Source organism: Candidatus Pelagibacter bacterium nBUS_49 (assembly GCF_051200925.1).
Lineage (GTDB): Bacteria > Pseudomonadota > Alphaproteobacteria > Pelagibacterales > Pelagibacteraceae > Pelagibacter.
This window is the reverse complement of sequence record NZ_CP172837.1, coordinates 759,694-783,284: the sequence shown is the minus strand read 5'-3', so window position 1 is coordinate 783,284 and position 23,591 is coordinate 759,694. Positions and strand designations below refer to the sequence as shown.

Below are 23,591 nucleotides of genomic sequence, written 5' to 3'. Positions count from 1 at the left end.
TCATGAGAGATCCTAATAACCCTTGTCTTTTCTGCAATCCAAAAGAAAGTGGAATTGCTTGCGAAAATGATTTAGCCTATGCAAGTTATGATACCTATCCTGTGTCAGACCATCACTGTTTAATTATTCCAAAGAGGCATGTTGTCGATTATTTCGAATTATCAGATGATGAGATTATTGCATGCAATAATTTAATTAAAATTATTAAAAAAGAAGTTTTGGACAAAGATAAAAGTGTAAAAGCATTTAATATCGGAACTAATGCTGGCAAAGTAGCTGGACAATCAATTATGCATTGTCATATTCACTTGATTCCAAGAAGAGAGGGTGATGTTGATAATCCTCAAGGTGGTGTTAGATCAGTATTACCCAAAAATCAGCATTATAAACGTAAAATATAAATTATAAGTTGTTATTAAAGACACATTGACCAATAGTTAAGGTTGATCTATAGAATTAACTAGATTAAAAAACTTTCTAATTTACTTTAATTTTTTACATAAGGGTAACATGTTAGAAACAAATCCATTTTCTATTTTAGCCGAAACGGTTTCACCGTTTGCAATGCAAAGTTTTATTATTGCAATGATTGTTTTAATCGCTTTAGGCACAATCATTCAAATGATCCATCATAAGAACATCACTTATTTTTTTAACAATGCAAAAAAAGCAAAACTTCAAGCAACAAGAGAAATAGGTGCTGGAGAAAAAGCTTCAATTATTGCTAAGACAGCAGTTGTTGATATTGGCACTACTTCTGAGCTTGGTTTTGGTAAAAGAAGATTGTCACATGTACTTGGCATGTACGGTACTATTATTTTTTGGGTTTCTTCAGCAATGTTAGTGTTTTGTTATACTGGTGCTGATAAATCTTCATCTTCGATGTGGTCAATGTTATGGCACGTTGGAGCAATATTGACTTGTGTAGGTGGATATTGGTTTTGGTTTTTTTTAAGAGTTGATGTTTCAGCTGAAGCTCATCCTTGGTATAGAATTATTAAAGCTGACTTATTTGTTCTAGCATTACTAGCTTGCTCAACATTTGGTTTAGCTTGGTCATACACACAATTTAATGGTCAGACGGGACTTTCATTTTTATTTTTAGCTTTATTTGTTCTTTCAAATTTAGTTTTATTTGGAGGAGTTTACTGGTCTAAATTTGCGCACATGTTTTACAAACCTGGTGCAGCAATACAAAAAAATCTTGCAGAAGCTGATGGATCAAGAGATAATTTACCTCCACCAGCAGATGCACCTGAACAATTTGGTTTAGGTATTAAAAGAGAACAACCTAAACATTATTAATTATGAAAATTTTAGATAAGGAGAGAAAATAATATGTCAACTTTTGTATATATGACTAGATGCGATGGCTGTGGTCATTGCGTAGATATTTGTCCATCAGATATAATGCATATTGATGAGAATATTAGACGTGCAAAAAATATTGAACCCAACTTTTGTTGGGAATGTTATTCATGCGTTAAAGCATGCCCAAATCATGCTATTGATGTAAGAGGTTATGCTGATTTTGCTCCTATGGGACATAGCGTTAGAGTGAGACGTGAAGAAGAAAAAGGAACTATTTCTTGGAAAATCAAATTTAGAAATGGAACTACAAAGGATTTTGTATCTCCAATTACAACAAAACCGTGGGGAAAATTTATTCCTAAACTTGCTGATGGAGACAAACCTAATCAAGGTGAAATTAATTCTCAAAGATTGTACACTGAGCCAGAAGGACTTAATATTGATGGTGAGTTACCAGTTGTTCCAAAAGAATCATTTAAAAAAGGAGTTTATTACTAATGGCTAAACACAAAACACATTACGAAGATTGCGATGTTCTAGTTGTTGGTGGTGGTATGGCTGGAACTGGTGCTACTTTTGAAGCTAGACACTGGGGTAGAGACATGAAAATTATTTGTGTTGAAAAAGCAAATATTGATAGAAGTGGTGCTGTTGCGCAAGGTCTTTATGCAATCAACTGTTACATGGGTATGCAGTGGGGTGAAAATCAACCTGAGGATCACGTTAGATACGCAAGAAATGATTTAATGGGAATGGTTAGAGAAGATTTAGGTTACGATATGGCGCGTCACGTAGACTCGACAGTTCATATGTTTGATGAATGGGGTCTTCCAATGATGAAAAATGAAGAGACTGGTAGATACCTTAGAGAAGGTAAATGGCAGATCATGATTCATGGAGAGAGTTACAAGCCAATCGTTGCAGAGGCTGCAAAAAAATCAGCTGATAAAATTTATAATAGAATTATGATTACTCATCTATTAATGGATGAGACACAAGAAAACAGAGTAGGTGGTGCTGTTGGTTTTAATATGAGAACTGGTGATTTTCATGTGTTTAGAGCCAAAGCTGTAATAGTTGCAGCTGGGGGTGCTTCTCACATATTCAAACCAAGAGCTGTTGGTGAAGGAATGGGAAGAACTTGGTATGCACCTTGGAGTAATGGTTCAGCTTATGCATTACCGATTGCAGCAGGAGCTAAAATGACACAAATGGAAAATAGAATTGTGTTATGTAGATTTAAAGATGGATATGGACCAGTTGGTGCATATTTCTTACACTTAAAAACTTATACTCAAAATGCTAATGGTGAAAATTATGAGAAAAAATGGTACGACCAAACTAAAGAGTTAGTAGGTGAATATATTGATCATCACCCAACTCCAACTTGTTTAAGAAATCATGCATTTATTCAAGAAACCATGGCAGGTGGTGGACCAATTCATATGGTTACTACTGAAGCTTTCCAAGACCCTCATTTAGAAACTGTTGGTTGGGAAAACTTTTTAGGTATGACAGTTGGTCAAGCAGTTGTTTGGGCATCTCAAAATATTGATCCAAAATACACAAATCCAGAATTAACAACATCTGAACCATATGTTATGGGTTCTCATGCTACATGTTCAGGAGCTTGGGTTAGCGGTCCAGAAGATTTGTCTCCACCAGAATATTTCTGGGGATATAACAGAATGCTTACAATCGATGGATTATTTGGTGCAGGTGACACAGTAGGTGGAAGTGCTCACAAATTTTCATCAGGCTCTTTTACCGAAGGTAGATTGGCAGCTAAAGCTGCTGTTAAATACATTGAAGATAAAAAAGCAGAAGGCTTAAAAGTGACAGATAAGCAATGTGAAGATTTTAAAGAAAAAGTCTTTAAACCGCTTGAAACTTATACAGTAGCTCAAAACGAGATTACTGGAGGAACAGTTTCTCCAAGTTATATTTCGCCAATTCAAGGTCTACAACGTCTACAAAGAATTATGGATGAATATGTAGGTGGAATTGCAACAAATTATATGACCAATGCTAATATGCTTAAAAGAGGATTGGAGCTTTTAGCTTGGTTAGAAGAGGATTTGGAAAACGTTGGAGCTGAGGATTACCACCAATTAATGAGAGCTTGGGAGCTAAAACATAGAGCTCTAACTTCTCAGTGTGTAACTGAACACACTATGTTTAGAGAAGAAACTAGATGGCCAGGATATTATTACAGAGGTGATCATATGAAACTTGATGACGACAATTGGCATTGTCTAACTGTTTCAAGACGTGACCCTAAAACTGGCAAATTTAGTATGGAGAAGGTTCCAGTCTACCATATAGTGGATGAGAACGAGAAGAAAAAAGCTTCTTAAATAAAATATCAGGTCAACTTAATGGATATATTGTCAAAGACAGACGATGAGGTTTATCAAATAGCCAAACCTATCTGGGATAATTTGGTTAAATCATCAAATTTGAAAGATTATGGTGGTTTTACCAAAGATTTTTCAACTCAAATGTTGTTTGGAGCCAATGAAGTAGAACTTGGTAAGCAATGGGCTAACAATAAAATAATAACTAATTTAAAAGAAACATTCGACCCATTTGGCTGTCTTAGAAGAGGAGTTCATGTCACTGTCTTAATCAAACAGACCAATAAAGAAATCTCAGGAGAATTTCTTGGTAGGCTTGTTTTAGGTGAAGAAGATGGTGTAGTAAAAGTCTTTGGAGCAACCATTTATTAATCAAAAAAAGATAATCTAAAAATTAAGAATAGTGTTTGACAAATATTTGTACGGGTGTATTGACGCAGTTAATGCAACTTTCAAACATAAAAATCATAAATAAAATTATTGATCTAAAAGCTGTTTTAATAAAAACAGGTATATTTATGAGCCTTGCAGCTTATTGGGGTGTTATTTTAGTTGGAACTTTTATCACATTTAGCTAAGCTTTTTTTAGATAATAGTTAATTTTTTTATGGAAGTATTTTTACCAATAGCACAAGTTTTTGTTAATCCAATCGAGATACTTTTGTTAAGTGCTATAGTTGGAATTCTTTCAGGCTTGTTTGGAGTTGGTGGAGGTTTCTTAATGACTCCATTCTTAATTTTTTTAGGTGTACCACCGGCATATGCTGTTGCAAATGAAGCTAACAATATTTTAGCCACATCTGTCTCAGGATCTACAACTCATTATTTGAAAAATACTTTAGATTACAAAATGGGATTTATGATTGTTATTGGTGGAACAATAGGAACATCATTAGGAATTTTAACTTTCACATATTTTAAAGATTTAGGAAAAATAGATACAGTAATTTCATTAGCTTATATGTACATACTTGCAATAATAGGAACATTAATGCTTGTCGAAAGCCTTAGGGAGATAGATAGGGCTAAAAGAAATATTATAATTAAAAAAAAATTACATGTTCATTATTGGATACATGGACTTCCGCTAAGAATGAGATTTCCAAAATCAAAATTGTATGAAAGTATTTTTACTCCAATTTTAATTGGTTTATTAGTCGGTTTTATAGCCGCTATAATGGGAATAGGCGGTGCTTTTATTTTAGTACCAGCGATGATTTATATTATAAAGATGCCGACAAGACTAGTTCCAGGGACTTCTTTGTTTGTAACTATATTTGTCAGTGTCATTGTAACATTTTTGCACTCATTTAATTATGGTTCAATAGATCTGTTGTTAGTAGCGATGTTAGTTGTGGGGTCTATTATTGGTGTTCAAATTGGACAAAAACTAGGTGAAAAAATTGACAGCTCAGGACTAAGAGCGTTGTTAGCTATTTTGTTATTAGTAGTTGGGATTGCAATCGCGTACGAAACTTTTTTTGCTGAACAGCCTCTCGTAGAAATGTCAAGTGTATCTAATTCAGATTTAAATTTTTTCTCAAAATTTATTCAAGAATTTTCAAATGATATGCCATTCTTTTATGGATTGTTTTCAATTATGTTTGCTATTCTTTTAGGTATTGGTGCAGCTTTTATTAGACGTTTTTTTTCTAACCTTAAGAAAAAAATTTTATTAAAATCTTAAGCTAAAAAATTAATATAAATTTCAATTGATATAATACTAACAACCCCAACTGTTGCCATTCCAATAAATCCAACTAAAAATGGTTTGTAACCCATACTTTTTAATTCTTTTAAATTAGTAGATAGTCCAATTGCTGCCATTGCCATCGTTAAAAATATTTTTGAAGAAGATTTAATTGCTGTTATTGTATCAAGCCACAAATCATTATTTGTACTTAAAAAAAATTGGTCCCCAACATTTCTAAAAATTATCATACCTACAAAACCCAAAACAAAATATGGAAATATAGCTATTATAGAATAATCTTTTTTAACAGTATTACTTCTGTTGTGTAGAAACGCAAATAAAGGGATCATAATAACCAGAAAGGTATTTCTTATTAACTTTGTAACTGTTGCTACGTTTAATGTTTCGGGGCTATTGAATTGTTGATCATAAATAAGACCAGCAGCAGCTACTTGTGATGTTTCGTGTATAGATGTTCCTAAAAATAGCCCAATAAATAAAGGCTCAGCATCAAAATAATAATTTGCAAAATAAGGATATATAAGCATTGATAAAATTCCAAACAATGTGATGTTTGCAATTGCATAAGAAATTTCATTTTTTTTTGCTCCAATTACAGGCGCTGTTGCCATTATAGCTGTTGTACCACAAACAGTTCCACCAATTGATATAAGATAAGCCATCCTTGTTGGTATCTTAAATTTTCTTACCAAAAGTTTTACAACTATTAAAACACTGACAATACAAATAATAATTAGTGGTATCGCCACTGTACCAAATTCTAAAAACTCAAAAGGCTTTAATTGAATACCAAGACATATTATTCCAAGTTTTAGGATATATTTTTGTGTAAAATCTAAACCTTTTACAAAGTTGTCTCTCATTTGAAATATGTTTCCAAAAAACATACCAATTAAAATAGCAATCATTGCTGTAGATATTGGACTTTTGTCGTATCCTAAAAGCTCAATACCAATAATGTTATTAAAACCTTGGGAAAGTGTATAGAGAACAAATGCTAAAACAATACCAGGTATTACTACCAGGTATTGTTTGTAATTCATTAAAGTTAGATTTGATTAAGCACTTCTGTAAAGTTTAGTCATCACAAATTCTTTGTGACCTAAAGCTTCTGCACAAGTTAATCTTCCATTAGCTACTCTTAAAGTAGTTTTGATTAATTCATCTCCAGCTTGAGACATATTCATTTCACGAGTTAAGATTTTTGAAACATCACAATCAATATGTTCTCCCATACCTTTAACAGTCAATGGATTTGCAGTTAATTTAACAACCGGCTCAATTGGATTACCAACAATATTACCTTGACCTGTTGGGAATAAATGAATGTTAAAACCTGCTGCAGCTTGAAGTGTTACACATTCTGCTGCTGCTGAAGATGTATCCATAAAGTATAAACCTTTACCTTTAGTTGGTTCTTCTGCGGGCTCTAAAACATCAATAAATTTACAATTTCCAATTTTTTGGAAATTTCCAAAAGCTTTTTCTTCAATAGTAGTCAATCCACCTGCAATATTTCCAGCTGTTGGCTGACTTTCTGAAAGATCATCTGTTGCTTCTTTTAAAATAAAATCATTGTAAGAATTCCAAGTTTTCATGAATTTATCAGAAGCCTCTGGTGTTGCACCTCTAGTAGCGCAAACTTGTTCAGCACCTGTTAATTCAGATGTTTCTCCAAAACACAAATGAACACCCATTGGCTCTAATTTATCCATTAGATTACCAACTGTTGGGTTAGCGGCTAATCCAGATGTTGTATCAGACTCTCCACATTTTACTGAGATCCAAAGATCGCTCATTGGGCACTCTTCTCTTTGTTTTTCTGAAGCCCACATTACAAATTCTTGAGCCTTTTTAGAGGCTTTCATTGTTGTTCCAATGTCACCAGTTCTCTCAATATGAAATCCTTCAACTGGTTTTCCAGTTTTAGCAATTCCATCTACAATTTTTTTAGTCCATTTTGGCTCAATACCAATAACAATTACTGCAGCAACATTCGGGTTACAGCCAGTTCCAATCATAGTTCTAAAATGAAGTTCTAAATCAGCTCCAAATTGCAGTCTTCCATATGAATGGGGTAGAGCTATTGTACCTTTAATATTATTTGCTACTGCTTCTGCGCATGCATTTGAAATATCATCAACTGGAAGAATAATTACATGATTTCTTGTACCAGCTCTGCCATTTTCTCTTTTATAACCTAAAAAACTTTTTGGAATTTCCATACTACTACCACTTCTTTGTTTTTACATTGTGAACATGAACATGTTCACCTTTTTTAATTGATTTAACCACTTTACCTATATCATGACCATATTTAAGGATTGTGTCACCCTCATTAAGATCAATCATAGCAATTTTATGTCCTAAAGGGATTTCATCTACTGATTGAATATTTGTTGAACTGTCATCTTCCATTATCCAGCAAGCACAGTCTTGTTTTGGAGTGATTTTTTCAATAACAATTACTCCTACGTTGTCTTTTTTATCATGAATTATAATGTCTGTAGCCATATTTATTGTGTCGATTTGTTTGTTTGAAATTTGTAAAATCTTATATATTAATCGCAAAAATTAACAAACGATTTTTAAATATTTTAAATTTACACTTTAGAGGAGTTCTAGTTTTATGACAAAGATGACAACAGAAGAAGCTTTTGTAAAAGTTTTACAAATGCACGGAATTGAACACGCATTCGGAATTATTGGATCTGCTTTTATGCCAATTTCAGATATCTTTCCAGATGCTGGGATAACTTTTTGGGATGTTGCTCATGAAACTAATGGTGGATTAATTGCAGATGGTTACACAAGAGCCACTGGTAAAATGTCAATGGTTATTGCACAAAACGGACCTGGAATTACTGGATTAGTCACACCTATTAAAACGGCATATTGGAATCATACTCCATTGTTATTAGTTACACCTCAGGCTGCAAATAAAACTATGGGACAAGGTGGTTTCCAAGAAGTTGAGCAGATGAATTTATTTAAAGATATGGTTTGTTATCAAGAAGAAGTTAGAGACCCTTCAAGAATGGCCGAGGTTTTAAATAGAGTTATTGAAAAAGCAATTAGAGGTTCAGCCCCAGCACAAATAAATGTTCCAAGAGATTATTGGACACAGGTAATTGATATTGACTTACCGCCAATCGTAAGATTGGAAACTCAAGGTGGAGGAGTAGATGCAATTAAAAAAGCAGCAGACTTATTATCCAATGCAAAATTTCCAGTAATTTTATCAGGCGCAGGTGTTGTAATTGGTGGAGCTATTGAAGATTGTAAAAAACTTGCTGAAAAATTAGATGCACCAGTTTGTTCTGGATATCAACACAATGATAGTTTTCCAGGAAGTCACCCATTAGCGGCTGGCCCATTAGGATATAATGGTTCAAAAGCAGGAATGGAATTAATTCAAAAAGCTGACGTTGTATTAGCATTAGGAACAAGACTTAATCCTTTTTCAACTTTGCCAGGTTATGGAATGGATTACTGGCCAAAAGATGCAAGTATCATTCAAGTAGACATGAATTCAGATAGAATTGGTTTAACCAAAAAAGTTTCAGTTGGAATTTGTGGTGATGCAAAATTAGTTGCACAACAACTCTTAGCTCAACTTTCACCGACAGCAGGTGACACTGATAGACAAGCAAGAAAAGATATTATTCATCAAACTAAATCAGCTTGGTTACAAAAATTATCAAGTCTTGATCATGAGGACGATGATGAAGGTACAGTTTGGAACGAAGAAGCAAGAAAAAGAGATTCAGATAGAATGTCTCCCAGACAAGCTTGGAGAGCAATTCAAGCAGGGATGCCTGAAGATGTTATTATCTCAAGTGACATTGGAAACAACTGTGCAATTGGTAATGCATATCCAACATTTGAAAAAGGAAGAAAGTATTTAGCTCCAGGATTATTTGGTCCTTGTGGTTATGGCTTCCCTTCAATTTTAGGTGCAAAAATCGGTTGTCCAGATACTCCGGTAATAGGTTTTGCTGGTGACGGTGCTTTTGGTATCAGTATGAATGAAATGAGCTCATGTGCCAGAGAAGAATGGCCAGCAATTGCAATGGTTATCTTTAGAAATTATCAATGGGGTGCTGAAAAAAGAAACACAACTCTTTGGTTTGATGATAATTTTGTTGGAACAGAGTTGGACCCAGAATTAAGTTATGCAAAAGTCGCTGATGCATGTGGATTAAAAGGAGTTTCTGTTAGAACGATGGAAGAAACTACAGCAGCTATCAAGCAATCTTGTGAAGATCAAAAGAAAGGAATTACAACATTTATAGAAGTAATTCTGAACCAAGAGCTTGGTGAACCATTTAGAAGAGATGCTATGAAAAAACCTGTTAAAGTAGCCGGTATTAACAAAGCAGATATGAAACCACAACAATCTTTAAATGGATGATATTAAAATCAGTTCTAATCGTAGTTTTGGAATAGTTTTTTTTATAGTTTTTGTATTAATTGCTTTTTATCCTTTAATTAATCAAGGTGAAGTTAGGATTTGGTCTGTTTTAGTTTCATTATTTTTCTTAATTTTTGGAATTATTAACTCAAAAATTTTAACTCCATTAAACAAGCTTTGGTTTAAATTTGGTATTTTTCTTGGAAAAATGATTTCCCCCATAGTCATTGGATTAATTTTTTTTTTAGTAGTTGCACCTATAGGCTTTTTAATGAGAATGCTAAAAAAAGATATATTAAATTTAAAGTTTAATGAGAGTAATTCTTATTGGATTGAAAAGACCGATCCAAAAAGTAAAATGAAAAATCAATTTTAAAATGAGTTTTATAAAAGAATTTTGGGAATTTTTGAAAATAAGAAAAAAATATTGGCTTTTACCAATAATTATAGTTCTTGTTTTATTTGGGGGATTAATCATTTTAAGTCAAGGTTCTGCAGTAGCTCCATTTATTTATACTATTTTTTAACGTGCCATCAATTTTAGGTATATCAGCATTTTATCATGATAGTGCTGCATGTATTTTAAAAGATGGAGAAATTATTGCTGCTGCTCAAGAAGAACGTTTTACAAGAAAAAAACATGACTCTAGCTATCCTCATAATGCCATTGAGTTTGCACTAAATTATGCAAATTTAAAACTAAGTGAGGTTGATCAAATTGTTTTTTTTGAAAAACCTTTTTTAAAATTTGAGAGACTTTTAGAAACTTATGTTGCCTTTGCACCAAAAGGATTTGTTTCTTTTAGTAAAGCTATGCCTTTGTGGATTAAAGAAAAACTTTTTCAAAAAAATTTATTATTTAATAAACTTAAAGAACATGACAATAATTATACATCTGATGAAAATATATTCTTTTCAGATCATCATTTAAGTCATGCAGCAAGTGCTTTTTTCCCCTCGCCTTTTGAAGAGGCTATAGTCTTAACTGCTGATGGCGTAGGAGAGTGGGCAACTACAACAGTTGCAATTGGCAAAGGAAATAAATTAGATATTAAAAAAGAGATTCATTTCCCACATTCTCTTGGTTTATTATATTCAGCTTTTACTTATTATACTGGATTTAAAGTAAACAGCGGTGAGTATAAACTGATGGGTTTAGCGCCTTATGGAAGTCCAATTTACGAGGAAAAGATATATAAATTAATTGATATAAAAAATGATGGAACTTTTAGATTAAATCAAGATTATTTTAATTATGCTACTGGATTAACTATGACCAATAGTAAATTTCACAATTTATTTGGTCATAAGCCAAGAAATCCTAAACAAGAACAATTAACTCAGTTTCATATGGATATTGCTGCTTCAATACAAAAAGTTACAGAGAATATTATGATTAGTTTATCGAAATCGATACAAAAAGAGTACAATATAAAAAATTTATGTTTAGCTGGAGGAGTAGCTTTAAATTGTGTTGCAAATGGTAAAATTTTAGAAGAAAAAATTTTTGATAATATATGGATACAGCCTGCTGCTGGTGATGCGGGTGGTTCGTTAGGCGCTGCCTTAGCTTTATGGCATTTAGACCAAGGCAATGAAAGAAAAATTAATTCAAATGATGATATGAATGGATCTTATTTAGGTCCTGAGTTTACTCAAAATCAAATAGAAGAGGAGCTTAAATCAATTGGAGCCATCTATGAAACAGTTGATTATGAAAAATTAATAAACCAAACTTCAGAATATTTAAGTAATCAAAAAGCGATAGGTTGGTTTCAAGGTAGGATGGAATTTGGACCAAGGGCTTTAGGAGGAAGGTCAATATTGGGGGACCCAAGATCTGAAAAAATGCAAAAAAACTTAAATTTAAAGGTAAAGTATCGAGAAAGTTTTAGACCTTTTGCGCCTTCAATTCTTAAAGAAGATTTATCAAATTGGTTTAATCTCAATGTTGAAAGTCCTTATATGTTGTTAGTAGCAAATATTAATGATGAAAAAAAAATAAAAATGACAGAGGAAGAAGAGCAACTTTTTGGAATAGATAAATTAAATATTAAGAGATCTGAAATACCAGCGGTAACTCATGTTGATTATTCTGCTAGAATTCAAACAGTAACTCAAAAAAACAATAAACCTTATTATGATTTAATTTCCAAATTCAAAGAAAAAACTGGATGTCCAGTAATTGTAAACACATCATTCAATGTAAGAGGGGAGCCAATTGTAAACACACCAACTGATGCTTTTAATTGTTTTATGGGCACAGAATTAGATTATTTAGTTATTGGTAAATGTATATTGGATAAAAAAAAACAAGACTTCTAGTCTTAAAAAGGACTATGCAAAAGAATTCGAATTAGATTAAACTTGCTTTCATGAAGATAGTAAATGATAGCACTTGTAGCTGGATTAATGATTTAACTCCAAGAACAAATATAAAAACTCTTAAATCAAATGATGATTGTGAATGGCTTATTATAGGTGCTGGTTACACTGGTTTGTCAGCCGCAAGAAAATTAGCTCAATTATATCCAAATCAAAAAATTATAATTATTGATGCCCAATTAGCAGGTGAGGGTGCAAGTGGTAGAAATTCAGGGTATTTAGTAGATACTACTCTTAACGATGGTTTTACATCAAATAAACAATTAGAAAGTTATAAAAAAAAAGCTGATATTTACGAACTTGGAATAGATACTATAAAAAAATTTATCAGCGAATATCAGGTTGATTGTGATTGGAATGAATGTGGAAAATATTTTGCATCCTCAAGAACTGATGATAAAAAAATTTTACAGAATTTTTCAGACACACTCTCCAAATTAGGTTTTGAACATAATTTACTTTCTAAAGAAAAATTATCAAAGAGATTAGGAACTAATTTTTACAATACGGCCCTACATACAAAAGGAGGAATTTTATTGCACCCTGGAAAATTAGTTAGAGCTATGATCGATGTTTTACCTGATAATGTTATATTGTATGAAAATTCTTGCTTATTAGATTGGAATAAAAAAAAAGATTTTATTTCTTGTAAATTTCAATATGGAAAAATTTTAACTAAAAAAATAATTTTTGCTACTAATGGTTTTTTAAAATCATTAGGAATTAAATCAAATTATAATTTTCCAATTACATTAACAGCTAGTATGACCAAACAATTAAGTGACAGTGAATTTAACTCAATTGGTAAGCCAAAAGAATGGGGTGTGTTACCTGTTAGACCGATGGGTGCAACAATTAGAATGACCAAAGATAGAAGAATTTTAATAAGAAATACTGCAGAAGTACACAATACTTTTAAAATGTCGAATTTAAATTTAAAAAAAAGAGTAATCAATCATAAGCTTGGAATTAAAAAAAGATTTCCACAATTACCGGAAGATATTATTCAATCATCATGGTCTGGGATCGTGTCTAGAACAAGAAATAGTTCTCAAGTATTTGAAAAAATTGATAATAATATTTTTGCTGCTGGTTGCTATAATGGTTCTGGTATAGGTGTTGGTACTTTATTTGGTGAACAAATTGCAATTAAAGCTTGTGAGGAAAATTCAAAAGAAATAGAAACTATAGAGGCAAGAAATAAACCAACATGGCTACCTCCTCAGCCCTTTTTAAATTTTGGAGTTAAAACAAGATTAATTTATGAACGTTATAAAGCTAGATCAGATATCTAAATTCAATTATCTAAAAATTAATTTTATTTAATATTTCTCTAGAAATTTTATTGGTTCCATTTTTATTCCAATGAATATCTCCATAAATGAAATTGTTAAAAATTGTTTCTCTTTTTTGTGTTTTGTTAAAAAGACTATATAAATTGAGAAAATTTATATTGTTAGATTTACTAAATTTTTCCCAGTGTGTAGCATGTCTTTCATCTCCAAATTGGATTTGCGTAGGCCAAGGATAGATAATTAAATGTGATTCTATATTATTATTATCTAAGAGCTTAAATAATTTTTTTAGATACTTTTCACTTTGTTTTATTCCTTCTTGTACTTCTAAATATTTTTCATCGTTAAATGTCCAAAAACCTCTATCAATGTGTGTCATACGATAATACATCGTGTCATCTCTACTTGTTTTTAAGAAACTTTTATTTAAAAATTTTGATGCTTTAATCTTAAGTTTAAGATAATTTTTGAAAATTTCTGTATTATCTGATACCAAATATAAAAATCTAAATGTAATTGTATTGTCTCTTAGTATTTCTCCTAAAGCATAGGCTCTATTTTTTATTTTTCTTTCTAGTGATAGCTTATTTATTGATGTTTCAGCAATAATGTTTTCATTTTCATCAAATTTTATAAATAATTCATCGTAGATATCTGAAAGATCTAAAAAAATTAATGCTTGATCAAATTTATATCCAAGGGATAAATAATGTTGAATTTTTTTAAAATAAATACTTGGTGAATAAGACTCTACAGCGCTATTTAAAATTTCGTATTCATCCCCAAGTTCTGATGAGAGTAGTCCTGCTAATGTGTAATCATAATCATAACCAGAACCTTCAATAAATGAGTCTCCGATTAAAAGTATTCTTTTTTTATTTGAAGATTTATCTATTTTTTTTTGTTCCGAATCTCTGAAACCAATTGAGTTTGTAATTATTTTTCTTTTTAATTTTCCACCCCAGCTTTCAATTACTTCAATATTTGGCATTAAATCGTGATGATATATATCTGATTTAATTCTATAATATTTATCCTGCCATTGATCGTTTTTCCAAACATCAGTTTTTTTTAAAAAAAATGAGGTAATTAAAAAATCAATAGTCAAGATGAGGAATGTAACAATAAAAAAAGTTCGCATTAAATTATAGAATTACTAGATCAAGTTTTTGTTTTCCTAATCTTTCATTACCATTTTTTGTAACCAAATAGGTTTCACCTAAATTCATTGCCAAATTACTATCTGAGTCCATCAATATCATATGCATAAAAAAAACATTACCTGGAACAATTTTATATGGATTACCAGTGTATAACATTGGCCAATCCATCCAATTAGGTGAAAAAGTTGAACCTAACGAATATCCACACGCATTCATTCTTGCTTTATTAAATCCCAAATTATCAAAAGTCGATGCGTGAATATCAAAAACATCACCTGCAGTTTTTCCTGGAACCAAAGTGTTTACACAGTTGGTTAAAGCTTCAATACAAGCTTCATGCATTTTTATATGTTTGGGGTCTGCTTTTCCTATAGGAATAGTTCTAAACATTGCAGAGTGGTAATGTTTATAAGTACCAGCCCATTCCAAACTTAGTTGATCTGTTTCTGATAATTTTCTTTTTTCAGCTTGGTACCTACAAAGCAAAGCATTATCACCTGAGCCTATAATATATTCATTAGCAGGATAATCACCACCACCCTCAAGTACTGCTCTTTGCATTTCAGCTAAAATTTTTGCTTCATTAGCGCCAGCTTTTGCATATTTCCAAGCTTCATCCAAAGCTCTATCTGCAAGCTCAGCTGCTTGTTTTACATAAACCAATTCTTCATTAGATTTTATAACTCTTAGTTTTGTTATCAGTTCAGATTGATCTTCAACTTTACAATAATTTTCTAAGGATTTATTTAATTTTAAAGCGGTACGCCCTGTCATTCCGTAAGCTTCATATTCAATACCTAAATTTTTATTTTTTAGACCAAGTTCATCTAAAATTATTTTAAGATTATCTGTTGGATTAATCCCATCTTTATCAATCCAAATTCTTATATCTTGAATGTTTGATGTATTTTGTGCCTGTCTAAAGTCAGGTGTACGAGTTAATAAAATTACATTTCCTTTTTTATCTAAAACTAAAGTTTGAAAAAAAACATATCCAAATGTATCGTATCCTGTAAGCCAATACATTGACTCTTGTCTAAACATTAAAAGAGCATCTAAATTCTGCTCTTTCATAGATTTTAAAACATCTTGTTTTCTTTTGGAAAATTCTTCTTTGCTAAAATGAAGTGCCATTAAGAAATAATCGCTTTTACTGATCCTAATTTATCAATTTTACCGGTATATAAACCTTTGCCTAGAATAGGAACTACACCTACAGTAGAACCAGTGAATACATAAAAATCTTGTCCTAAATCAACTTTGTCCTTTTTAACTTTATTTAGAACAAATCTTAATGAATTAAGTGGGTTAATGTATACAGCATTAGTATTTCCGTTAACACTTTGCTTAATTTTTTTGTTAGAAATATTTGTTTTTAAATTTCCAATGTTAATTTTTTTATACTTTTTCTTTTGACCAATTAAAAACTTAACATTTCCACCAAAATCACTACTTAAATCTCCAAAAGAGGTAATTCCTTTTCTTTTTTGTCTATAGCCAACAACCTCTATACACGAACTCATATGAGATATGAATTTTGTAACATTTTTGCTTGTAATTAATCCTTTAGAAGAAAAAAAAGACTTTTTAATTAAATAACAAACTTCAAGCTCAATGCCTAAAGTTGATTTATTTATTTTAACTCGTTTACCACTTTTTAAAAAATTTCTTTTGTAAACAGATGCGTAAAATGGTTCTTTTTCTTTCAATTTTTTTAATAAAGGAATACCAGTTCCACCAACTTTATATCCAATTACTGGTTCTTTAATTTTACTTTCACACAGTTTTCTAAATTTATCTGCTTCAGTAAGTTTTTTTGTAAATTCTTTAGGTATTGCTGAAATAATCTTATTTTTTAGAAAAGCTTTGACTAATTTATCAGAAAGTTCATCTTTAAATGTTTTTTTCATTTAATTTTATTATTTTAATACAGACATAGGATCAAGTCTTGTTTGAAACCAATTAATTCTAAAATCTAAATGAGGACCAGTCGATCTTCCCGTTGATCCAACTGTACCTATTATATCTCCTTGATTTATTTTATCTCCAACTGAAACTAAAACATTTTCAAGGTGAGAATAAATTGTTGATATACCATGACCATGGTCCATAATGATTGTACCACCTGTATAATACAAATCATCTTCTGCCATTGTAACTATTCCAGCTCCAGAAGATTTTATCATTGTTCCTAACTTTGCGGCTATATCAATTCCATAATGAGGCCATCTAGGCTTGCCATTTAATATTCTTTGACTACCATAAACACCACTAATAATTCCTTCTACTGGCATAATAAATTTTTCTTTAAAAAAGATTAGATCAGAATTTATAGCTCTAGCTTCACCAATGGCATTATTTTCTTTTTTAATTCTTTTATAAACCGACTCTGGTGGAGTTACTTTACTTTCTGCAAGCCCATCAATTCTTTGGATATTATATTCTCTCTTTAAAACTTTTTTTGTAATTATTGATTTTTTTTCATTTAAATTTTTAGTAAAAGTTAGATCAAACTTTCTATCTCTATCAATTCCAAAAACAAAAAAACCATCCTCAGATACTTTTACATCTTTCTTATTAACTTTAATTTGAGCTTTTGGATCCGTTTTACCTAAAATGAAATGGCCTTGAGTAAAATTTCCTTTAAACTCAATTGCGCTTACTTGTGATGTTGTAAAAATTAATAATACTAAAAAAAATCTGTAAATTATTGAGCTGTCCATCCGCCATCTATTACTATTGATGTTCCTGTGATCATTGAAGAAGCTGATGAAGCTAAGAAGCAAACTGATGTTGCAATATCACTCTCTGTTGCAGCTTTCCCTAATGGAATATTACCTAAAGCTAATTTTTTAAATTTTTTATTTTTGAAAAAGTTTTTAACCATTGGTGTCTCAACAAAAGTAGGTGCTACAGTATTAACTCTAATATTATTTTTAGCCAGCTCAACACCCATACCTTTGGTCAATCCTTCAATACCAAATTTAGTCATGTTGTAGACATTTCTACCACTCATGCCAACATGGCCTAATTGAGAAGACATGTTGATTATTGAACCAGGTCTATTTTTATTTTTTAACATTTTTTTAACCACAAGTTGAGCAACATTAAAAGCTGCTTTAAGGTTTAAATCAACTAAGTAGTTCATACTTTGTTGTTTGATTTTTTCAAATGGTTCAGGAATATTAGTTCCCGCATTATTAACAAGAACATCTATAATCTTAATCTTTTCTATCTCTTGTTTTAAATCATTATAGTTCATTACATCACATGGAACTTTAACAATTTTGCCTTTAACTTTTTTTATCTCTTTTTCTAATTTATCTAAATCAGATGAAGTTCTGCTTAAAGCAATAACTGTTGCGCCTGCTTCAGCCAAGGCAATAGAGCAAGCTCTACCTAAGCCTTTACCAGCACCTGTTACTAATGCGTATTTATTTTTTAAGTTAATTTTTTGTAAATACATATTAAATAAATAATTTTAAGTCTGTATAGATTAATTCTATAGCAACTACCAGAATAGCAATTAATCCAACCCAAGCAATCCACTTATACTCATTAATCCATCTAGATATTAAATTTGCAGCAGTAGCCATTAAAATAATTGATAAAGCTAATCCAAAAATTAATAATACGTAATGATCCCCAGCAGCTCCTGCTACACCTAGTACATTATCTAGACTCATTGTAAAATCAGCCAATAAAACTGTCCATATAGCTTTCATGAAGCTTGAATTATCAACTTTTATATCTTCTTCATTAGATTGACCTTTGATCACATCAACATAAAGTTTGTAGACAATATAAAGTAATAATAATCCTCCAATTAGTCTTAATCCTGTAATTTGTAGTAAGTAAGCCGTTAACATTGTTAAGATAATCCTTAAGATTACAGCACCACCTATGCCCCAAAAAATTACTTTTTTTCTTTGCTCCACTGGAAATTTTGAGGCAACCATACCAATAATAATTGCGTTATCACCTGCTAGTACTAAATCTATAAATATAATTTGACTTAAAATAACGAGCTGTTCAGCTCCAAATAATTCTGAAAACATTAGCTGCTTAATATCATATGTGCGCCTTTTTCTGCAATCATTATTGTTGGTGCATTTGTATTTCCTGAAGTGATATTGGGCATAATCGAAGCATCAATTACTCTTAAATTGTTAACACCTCTAACTTTTAATTTTTCGTCAACTACCGACATATCATCTTGACCCATTTTACAAGTTCCAACTGGATGAAATATAGTTTGTGCATAATTTGAAGCTTCTTTAACTAATTCTTCATCATCATTAATATTTATTCCAGGTCTATATTCTTCTGGTGCATATTTTTTAAAAGTTTCAGATTCTAAAATAATTTTTCTTGTTAATTTTAATCCTCTTGCTGCAACCATTCTGTCGTGATCAGTTGAAAGGTAATTTTGTTTAATTTTAGCATAAGTTCTTGAATCTTGGTCTACAATGCTCACGTAACCTCTGCTTGTAGGTCTTATATTTGAAACAGTAGGGGTAAAGGCATGAAAATCATGGTTTTTAGTAGCACCCAATGTATCCATACTCATTGGTTGAACATGCCACTGCAAATCTGGCAATTCCAAAGAAGGATCACTTTTGGCAAACATACAAAGTTGACTGGCACCCATTGTCATTGGGCCACTTCTGTTAAACACATACTCTAATCCAATCATCAAATTACCAAACAAACTATTAATTTTTTTGTTAAGAGATTTTAGTCCATGAACTTTATATATTGGTCTTAACATTAAATGGTCATGTAAATTTTCACCAACTCCATTTAATCCTTGCACTAAATTTATCCCTAATTTTTTTAATTTTCCTGGATTTCCTATTCCTGATACTTGCAATATTTGAGGTGAACCAATGGCTCCTGAAGAGAGGATAATTTCTCTATTAGCTTCAACTTTTTTTAGTTCATTACCTTCCCAAAATTCTACTTCTTTAGCTGTTTTATCTACAAAGTTAATTTTTTTTACATGCGCATTAGTAATAATTTTTAAATTATTTCTATCTTTGATTGGATTTAAGTACCCGACAGATGTGCTACATCTAAAACCATCTTTTTGAGTTACTTGAAAATAACCACATCCATGATTGTCACCAGTATTAAAGTCTTTAGTTTTAGGAATACCAAATTCTTCAGCTGCGTTTTGAAATTCATCCAATAAAGGAAGATGTATTCTTTGATCTGAAACTGATAATGGCCCATTAATTCCATGAAATTCACTTTTACCTCTTTCTTGATTTTCAGCTTTTATAAAATAAGGTAAAACATCGTCCCAACCCCAGCCAGTATTTCCTGATTGTCTCCAAAGATCGTAGTCTCGATGTTGTCCTCTTATATAAAGTAATCCATTAATTGAAGAGCTGCCCCCTAAAGTTTTACCTCTTGGATATCTTATTGAAATATTGTTCATACTTTCATCTGGTTCTGTTCGATAACACCAATCTGTATTAGGATTGTGCATTGTTTTAAAATATCCAACAGGGATATGTATCCATGGATAATTATCTTTGCCGCCAGCTTCTAAAAGTAAAACTTTATGATTAGGATTTTCAGATAATCTGTTAGCAAGCACACATCCTGCAGATCCAGCGCCCAAAATTATGAAATCAAATTTATCCATTAGATTAGAACCTTTATAAGTTAAAATTTTTTAAATAATAACAAATTTACATAGAAAGTGTTTAATAAATCAATATTAACCCTTGTTTAACTTTTAAAAATTTGAGATTGTACTTTTTTTATAAAAAAACACAGAGAGGGAAAATACAATATGAAAAAAATCATATCATTAGTTGTAGGAACTCTTCTTTTAACTGTTATGACAGTTACAGGAGCAAATTCTGCACAAACTCTTAAGTGCCAAACTGTAATTAGTGCAAAAGCTGATGAAGTGAAAATGTTAAAAGATTTCACTGACACAGTTACTGAACTAACAGAAGGTTCACTTAAGTTTGAAATTATGCCAGCAGGAGCAGTAGTAGGTGTAAAAGAAACTTTAGATGCAGTTGATAAAGGTCTTATCGATTGTGGTTTCGCTTGGACTCACTATTGGTCAGGTGATCACCCAGCAGCTATGTTATTTGGTTCGCCAGTAGCAGGTGCAGGTGTTGGTATTGATAACATCGCATTTTTATCTTGGTTCCAATATGGTGGTGGTAAAGAACTTTACGACCAACTATGGTCTGAGATGGGAAGAGATATCAAAGGTTTCATGTTACAACCAGTAGGTCCAGAGGCTTTAGGTTGGTTCAAAGAGCCAATTAATAGCATGGCTGACTTTAGAAAGTATAAGTTCAGAACTCCTCCAGGAATTCCAGGACAAACTTATAAAGATATCGGTGTAGCGTCTGTTGCAATGGGTGGTGGAGATATTCTACCAGCTCTTGAAGCAGGAACAATTGATGCTGCTGAATGGTGTTGTCCAAAACCTGACATGACATTCGGTTTCCAGAAAGTTCTAAAACATTACTACCTACAAGGTCTTCACCAAGTAGTAGTAAATGCTGACTTCTATATTACAGGCTCTAAATACAAAAAGATGTCTGCTTTAGAGAAGAAAGCTTTAGAAGTTGCTGCGAACGCATCTCTATCAAAATCAATGAGTTACAGAATATACGAAAATGGAAAAGCTTTAGCTGAACTTACAGGTAAGCATGGTGTTATTTTACATGACACTCCAGCAGACTATTTTCCAGCGTACATGGCTGCAGCTAAAAAATCTTTAGAGACTAATGCTGCAAAGAATAAATTCTTTGCAAAAGTATGGCAGTCTCAAAAAGACTTTGCTGACATTGCAGTACCATTCTGGTCTGGATCTCAAATGTCTAATGCGAAGCTAGGAATGGCTCACGCAGAAACATTAAAATAGTATTAAAATACATTATAAAGCGGGCAATTAATTGCCCGCTTTATTTTTAATTACTTAAGAATTTTAAATGCCAAGAAACCACAAACCAAAAAAACCTATCAAACCTATGAAACTAGATATCTCTGATGAGATGATAGCTGAAAGAAGGGGTGGTTCTGGACCAATGCCTAAGAGCATGCCTACATGGATGGCATCCTCAATTACAAAAATTGATTTATTTAGTAAGCGGGTAGGAAATGTTGTTTGTTGGATAACAGTACCTTTAATTTTAGCTATGACTTATGAAGTTTTAGCAAGAAAACTATTCACTGCACCTACAATGTGGGCCTATGACATGAGTAGATTTATGTATGGTGCTTTATTTATGCTTGGTGCTGGATATGCATTGTCAAAAGGTGTTCATATTAGAGCAGATTTTTTATACAGAAATTTCAAAACAAAAACGCAAGGCAGAATAGACTTCTGGTTGTACTTATTATTTTATTTTCCAGGTTTAATTGTCTTTCTTTATATGACTACTGGATTTGTCCAAGAGTTTATTATGAGAGGTGAAAGAGGTATGGATACCGCTTGGATGCCATATATGTGGCCAATAAAAGCTTCTTTATGGTTTGGAATAGTTTTTTTAATAATCCAGGGAGTTTCAGAATTATTTAAAAGTTATTGGGCTGCTACAAAAGGGGTTTGGCCAGGAGAGGAAGAATAAATGTTAGCTGAATTTATAGATCCAGCAGTTTTAGGTTTTATTTTAATCGGAGTAATGTTGTTCTCGATTTTTGTTGGGTTTCCAATTTCCTTTACTTTAATTTTTTTAGGCTTTGTTTTTGGTTATTTGGGCTTTGGAAAACTAGTATTTTACTTGATGACCTTGCAGTTTTCGATGGTCATGACCGAGCAAACGTTAGCCGCCGTCCCGCTCTTTGTCTTTATGGGAATTATGATGGAACAAGCAGGGTTGATGGAAAGATTATTTTCAGCATTCCAACTTATGTTAGCTAAAGTCAGAGGCTCATTATATTACGCAGTATTATTTGTTTCAGTAGTATTTGCTGCTGCTACAGGAATTGTTGGAGCCTCAGTTACTATCTTAGGTATTATGGCAGCTAAATCAATGAATAGATCAGGTTACAATGTAAGACTTGCTGCAGGAACTATTACTGCTGGTGGTACTCTAGGAATTTTAATTCCCCCAAGTATTATGCTTGTTGTAATGGGACCGATTATGGAAATACCCGTTACTGATTTATTTGCAGCAGCGATTATCCCAGGGATTTTACTTGCCACTCTTTATGCTGCATACACAACTATTAGATGTTGGATTGATCCTAGTTTGGGTCCAGTGTTACCACCAGAGCTTAGAGCAACAAGCATGAAAGCTGTTTGGATTGAGTTCTTTTTAGGATTGGTTCCACCTGCAGCATTAGTATTTGCAGCACTCGGAAGTATTCTATTTGGTTTTGCAACACCAACAGAAGCTGCTGGTTGTGGTGCAATGGGTTCTTTACTTTTGGCTTTAGCATATAAAAAATTAACATTAAAAAAATTACAAGATGCATTAGTTAAAACTTTAGAAATTTCAGCTTTAATAATGGTTTTAGTTGCTGCTTCAAATTTCTTTGGTGCAGTTTTTTCAAGACTTGGAACTCCAATGTTGCTAACTGACTTTTTGCTAGGTCTTGAGATGAATAAGTATTTAATCTTAGCTTTGATCATGGTGATGATCTTTTTGCTAGGATGGCCTTTAGAATGGGTTCCAATTGTCATGATTATAATTCCAATAATCTTACCTTTAGTTGAGGCATTAGGGTTTAATTTGACTTGGTTTGCAATTTTGGTCGCTGTCAATCTCCAGACGGCCTGGCTGTCTCCTCCAGTTGCTCTCTCAGCATATTTTTTAAAAGGTGTAGTTCCTGAATGGGATTTAAAAGATATTTATTATGGAATGATGCAATTTATGGTCATTCAGGTAATAGGTTTAGTGTTAATAATTATATTCCCTAAGATCGCATTGTGGTTACCTGCCTATCTATATGGACAGTAGAAATTATTAG

General features: G+C 31.9%; 24 protein-coding genes and 1 pseudogene. 15 read left to right on the top strand and 10 right to left on the bottom strand.

All coding sequences use genetic code 11. The features are described 5' to 3' along the window. Positions 1–2 precede the first annotated feature (2 nt). The 7 genes from ACIJYF_RS04340 to ACIJYF_RS04310 all read left to right on the top strand — a co-directional run bounded on the left by ACIJYF_RS04340 (position 3) and on the right by ACIJYF_RS04310 (position 5,355). Entirely contained in the window at positions 3–401 is a 399-nt protein-coding gene (locus tag ACIJYF_RS04340; protein WP_435115419.1) for an HIT family protein, read from the top strand. A 109-nt stretch (positions 402–510) separates the two neighbouring features. Then, positions 511–1,305, top strand: coding sequence for an adenylyl-sulfate reductase (locus tag ACIJYF_RS04335; protein ID WP_435115417.1), 795 nt, complete (start codon positions 511–513; stop codon positions 1,303–1,305). 33 nt (positions 1,306–1,338) lie between these two features. Beyond that, a complete protein-coding gene (aprB, locus tag ACIJYF_RS04330; protein WP_435115414.1) occupies positions 1,339–1,809 on the top strand; it encodes an adenylyl-sulfate reductase subunit beta in 471 nt (156 codons plus the stop codon). After that, complete coding sequence (aprA, locus tag ACIJYF_RS04325) at positions 1,809–3,668, top strand: adenylyl-sulfate reductase subunit alpha (RefSeq protein WP_435115412.1); 1,860 nt, start codon at positions 1,809–1,811, stop codon at positions 3,666–3,668. Before aprB ends, aprA begins: the two co-directional genes overlap by 1 nt. A 21-nt stretch (positions 3,669–3,689) precedes the next feature. Then, entirely contained in the window at positions 3,690–4,040 is a 351-nt protein-coding gene (locus tag ACIJYF_RS04320; RefSeq protein ID WP_028037131.1) for a hypothetical protein, read from the top strand. A gap of 71 nt (positions 4,041–4,111) precedes the next feature. Next, on the top strand, positions 4,112–4,246 hold the full coding sequence (locus ACIJYF_RS04315; RefSeq protein ID WP_028037130.1) for a hypothetical protein: 135 nt from the start codon (positions 4,112–4,114) through the stop codon (positions 4,244–4,246). 29 nt (positions 4,247–4,275) lie between these two features. After that, positions 4,276–5,355: a TSUP family transporter gene (locus tag ACIJYF_RS04310; protein ID WP_435115409.1), complete on the top strand. Its 1,080-nt coding sequence runs from the start codon at positions 4,276–4,278 to the stop codon at positions 5,353–5,355. Here the strand turns inward: ACIJYF_RS04310 and ACIJYF_RS04305 are convergent. From ACIJYF_RS04305 to ACIJYF_RS04295, 3 genes are read right to left on the bottom strand one after another with little or no spacing between them, the layout of a single operon-like run. Further along, positions 5,352–6,425, bottom strand: coding sequence for a YeiH family protein (locus ACIJYF_RS04305; RefSeq protein ID WP_435115406.1), 1,074 nt, complete (start codon positions 6,423–6,425; stop codon positions 5,352–5,354). The genes ACIJYF_RS04310 and ACIJYF_RS04305 overlap by 4 nt on opposite strands. A 15-nt stretch (positions 6,426–6,440) precedes the next feature. After that, a complete protein-coding gene (locus tag ACIJYF_RS04300; protein WP_435089260.1) occupies positions 6,441–7,607 on the bottom strand; it encodes a UxaA family hydrolase in 1,167 nt (388 codons plus the stop codon). Positions 7,608–7,611: 4 nt separating this feature from the next. Then, positions 7,612–7,896, bottom strand: a complete 285-nt coding sequence (locus ACIJYF_RS04295; RefSeq protein ID WP_435115404.1) for a UxaA family hydrolase — start codon at positions 7,894–7,896, stop codon at positions 7,612–7,614. Between the two features lie 115 nt (positions 7,897–8,011). Between ACIJYF_RS04295 and xsc the strand changes: the two genes are divergently transcribed. The 5 genes and pseudogenes from xsc (at position 8,012) to ACIJYF_RS04270 (ending at position 13,476) form a co-directional block, all read left to right on the top strand. Further along, complete coding sequence (gene xsc / locus ACIJYF_RS04290) at positions 8,012–9,796, top strand: sulfoacetaldehyde acetyltransferase (RefSeq protein WP_435115402.1); 1,785 nt, start codon at positions 8,012–8,014, stop codon at positions 9,794–9,796. Next, the gene (locus tag ACIJYF_RS04285; protein WP_435115400.1) at positions 9,789–10,172 is read left to right on the top strand and encodes an SxtJ family membrane protein; all 384 of its coding nucleotides are present in this window, start codon (positions 9,789–9,791) and stop codon (positions 10,170–10,172) included. Before xsc ends, ACIJYF_RS04285 begins: the two co-directional genes overlap by 8 nt. Before the next feature lies 1 nt (position 10,173). Beyond that, positions 10,174–10,323 carry a DUF5989 family protein gene (locus ACIJYF_RS04280; protein WP_435115398.1) on the top strand — a complete coding sequence of 50 codons (150 nt, stop codon included), beginning with the start codon at positions 10,174–10,176 and terminating at the stop codon, positions 10,321–10,323. Position 10,324: 1 nt separating this feature from the next. Beyond that, positions 10,325–12,161: pseudogene (locus ACIJYF_RS04275) on the top strand (carbamoyltransferase family protein). Between the two features lie 10 nt (positions 12,162–12,171). Next, the gene (locus ACIJYF_RS04270; RefSeq protein ID WP_435115396.1) at positions 12,172–13,476 is read left to right on the top strand and encodes an NAD(P)/FAD-dependent oxidoreductase; all 1,305 of its coding nucleotides are present in this window, start codon (positions 12,172–12,174) and stop codon (positions 13,474–13,476) included. 10 nt (positions 13,477–13,486) lie between these two features. On the opposite strand, the gene ACIJYF_RS04265 is transcribed toward ACIJYF_RS04270, so the two are convergent. From ACIJYF_RS04265 to ACIJYF_RS04235, 7 genes are read right to left on the bottom strand one after another with little or no spacing between them, the layout of a single operon-like run. Then, entirely contained in the window at positions 13,487–14,617 is a 1,131-nt protein-coding gene (locus tag ACIJYF_RS04265) for a hypothetical protein (protein WP_435115394.1), read from the bottom strand. 4 nt (positions 14,618–14,621) lie between these two features. Then, a complete protein-coding gene (locus ACIJYF_RS04260; protein WP_435115392.1) occupies positions 14,622–15,773 on the bottom strand; it encodes a M24 family metallopeptidase in 1,152 nt (383 codons plus the stop codon). Then, on the bottom strand, positions 15,773–16,549 hold the full coding sequence (locus ACIJYF_RS04255; protein WP_435115390.1) for a fumarylacetoacetate hydrolase: 777 nt from the start codon (positions 16,547–16,549) through the stop codon (positions 15,773–15,775). The genes ACIJYF_RS04260 and ACIJYF_RS04255 overlap by 1 nt, the downstream gene beginning before the upstream one ends. Positions 16,550–16,558: 9 nt before the next feature. Continuing rightward, on the bottom strand, positions 16,559–17,362 hold the full coding sequence (locus ACIJYF_RS04250) for a M23 family metallopeptidase (RefSeq protein ID WP_435115388.1): 804 nt from the start codon (positions 17,360–17,362) through the stop codon (positions 16,559–16,561). Beyond that, positions 17,347–18,105, bottom strand: coding sequence for an SDR family NAD(P)-dependent oxidoreductase (locus ACIJYF_RS04245; protein ID WP_435115386.1), 759 nt, complete (start codon positions 18,103–18,105; stop codon positions 17,347–17,349). The genes ACIJYF_RS04250 and ACIJYF_RS04245 overlap by 16 nt, the downstream gene beginning before the upstream one ends. 1 nt (position 18,106) lies before the next feature. After that, positions 18,107–18,697 (bottom strand): TerC family protein, encoded by a 591-nt coding sequence (locus tag ACIJYF_RS04240; protein WP_435095346.1) that lies wholly within the window; start codon positions 18,695–18,697, stop codon positions 18,107–18,109. Beyond that, the gene (locus ACIJYF_RS04235) at positions 18,697–20,292 is read right to left on the bottom strand and encodes a GMC family oxidoreductase (protein ID WP_435115384.1); all 1,596 of its coding nucleotides are present in this window, start codon (positions 20,290–20,292) and stop codon (positions 18,697–18,699) included. Before ACIJYF_RS04235 ends, ACIJYF_RS04240 begins: the two co-directional genes overlap by 1 nt. A gap of 150 nt (positions 20,293–20,442) precedes the next feature. On the opposite strand from ACIJYF_RS04235, the gene ACIJYF_RS04230 reads away from it, so the two are divergent. From ACIJYF_RS04230 to ACIJYF_RS04220, 3 genes are all read left to right on the top strand, one after another. Then, positions 20,443–21,540: a TRAP transporter substrate-binding protein gene (locus ACIJYF_RS04230; RefSeq protein WP_435115382.1), complete on the top strand. Its 1,098-nt coding sequence runs from the start codon at positions 20,443–20,445 to the stop codon at positions 21,538–21,540. Positions 21,541–21,607: 67 nt separating this feature from the next. Then, on the top strand, positions 21,608–22,246 hold the full coding sequence (locus tag ACIJYF_RS04225) for a TRAP transporter small permease subunit (RefSeq protein ID WP_435115380.1): 639 nt from the start codon (positions 21,608–21,610) through the stop codon (positions 22,244–22,246). Next, positions 22,247–23,581 (top strand): TRAP transporter large permease, encoded by a 1,335-nt coding sequence (locus ACIJYF_RS04220; protein ID WP_435115377.1) that lies wholly within the window; start codon positions 22,247–22,249, stop codon positions 23,579–23,581. It abuts the gene before it with no gap. Positions 23,582–23,591: the final 10 nt, after the last annotated feature.

Excerpts from the sequence above, each read along its gene's own strand:
- ACIJYF_RS04285 (WP_435115400.1), top strand. The coding sequence starts at position 9,789 with ATGGATGATATTAAAATCAGTTCTAATCGTAGTTTTGGAATAGTTTTT.
- ACIJYF_RS04310 (WP_435115409.1), top strand. The coding sequence starts at position 4,276 with ATGGAAGTATTTTTACCAATAGCACAAGTTTTTGTTAATCCAATCGAG.
- ACIJYF_RS04235 (WP_435115384.1), bottom strand. The coding sequence starts at position 20,292 with ATGGATAAATTTGATTTCATAATTTTGGGCGCTGGATCTGCAGGATGT.
- ACIJYF_RS04320 (WP_028037131.1), top strand. The coding sequence starts at position 3,690 with ATGGATATATTGTCAAAGACAGACGATGAGGTTTATCAAATAGCCAAA.
- ACIJYF_RS04280 (WP_435115398.1), top strand. The coding sequence starts at position 10,174 with ATGAGTTTTATAAAAGAATTTTGGGAATTTTTGAAAATAAGAAAAAAA.
- ACIJYF_RS04220 (WP_435115377.1), top strand. The coding sequence starts at position 22,247 with ATGTTAGCTGAATTTATAGATCCAGCAGTTTTAGGTTTTATTTTAATC.
- ACIJYF_RS04270 (WP_435115396.1), top strand. The coding sequence starts at position 12,172 with ATGAAGATAGTAAATGATAGCACTTGTAGCTGGATTAATGATTTAACT.
- ACIJYF_RS04255 (WP_435115390.1), bottom strand. The coding sequence starts at position 16,549 with ATGAAAAAAACATTTAAAGATGAACTTTCTGATAAATTAGTCAAAGCT.
- ACIJYF_RS04315 (WP_028037130.1), top strand. The coding sequence starts at position 4,112 with ATGCAACTTTCAAACATAAAAATCATAAATAAAATTATTGATCTAAAA.
- xsc (WP_435115402.1), top strand. The coding sequence starts at position 8,012 with ATGACAAAGATGACAACAGAAGAAGCTTTTGTAAAAGTTTTACAAATG.
- ACIJYF_RS04250 (WP_435115388.1), bottom strand. The coding sequence starts at position 17,362 with ATGGACAGCTCAATAATTTACAGATTTTTTTTAGTATTATTAATTTTT.
- ACIJYF_RS04260 (WP_435115392.1), bottom strand. The coding sequence starts at position 15,773 with ATGGCACTTCATTTTAGCAAAGAAGAATTTTCCAAAAGAAAACAAGAT.
- ACIJYF_RS04245 (WP_435115386.1), bottom strand. The coding sequence starts at position 18,105 with ATGTATTTACAAAAAATTAACTTAAAAAATAAATACGCATTAGTAACA.
- ACIJYF_RS04295 (WP_435115404.1), bottom strand. The coding sequence starts at position 7,896 with ATGGCTACAGACATTATAATTCATGATAAAAAAGACAACGTAGGAGTA.
- ACIJYF_RS04340 (WP_435115419.1), top strand. The coding sequence starts at position 3 with ATGAGAGATCCTAATAACCCTTGTCTTTTCTGCAATCCAAAAGAAAGT.
- ACIJYF_RS04305 (WP_435115406.1), bottom strand. The coding sequence starts at position 6,425 with ATGAATTACAAACAATACCTGGTAGTAATACCTGGTATTGTTTTAGCA.
- ACIJYF_RS04225 (WP_435115380.1), top strand. The coding sequence starts at position 21,608 with ATGCCAAGAAACCACAAACCAAAAAAACCTATCAAACCTATGAAACTA.
- ACIJYF_RS04300 (WP_435089260.1), bottom strand. The coding sequence starts at position 7,607 with ATGGAAATTCCAAAAAGTTTTTTAGGTTATAAAAGAGAAAATGGCAGA.
- ACIJYF_RS04230 (WP_435115382.1), top strand. The coding sequence starts at position 20,443 with ATGAAAAAAATCATATCATTAGTTGTAGGAACTCTTCTTTTAACTGTT.
- aprB (WP_435115414.1), top strand. The coding sequence starts at position 1,339 with ATGTCAACTTTTGTATATATGACTAGATGCGATGGCTGTGGTCATTGC.
- ACIJYF_RS04240 (WP_435095346.1), bottom strand. The coding sequence starts at position 18,697 with ATGTTTTCAGAATTATTTGGAGCTGAACAGCTCGTTATTTTAAGTCAA.
- ACIJYF_RS04265 (WP_435115394.1), bottom strand. The coding sequence starts at position 14,617 with ATGCGAACTTTTTTTATTGTTACATTCCTCATCTTGACTATTGATTTT.
- ACIJYF_RS04335 (WP_435115417.1), top strand. The coding sequence starts at position 511 with ATGTTAGAAACAAATCCATTTTCTATTTTAGCCGAAACGGTTTCACCG.
- aprA (WP_435115412.1), top strand. The coding sequence starts at position 1,809 with ATGGCTAAACACAAAACACATTACGAAGATTGCGATGTTCTAGTTGTT.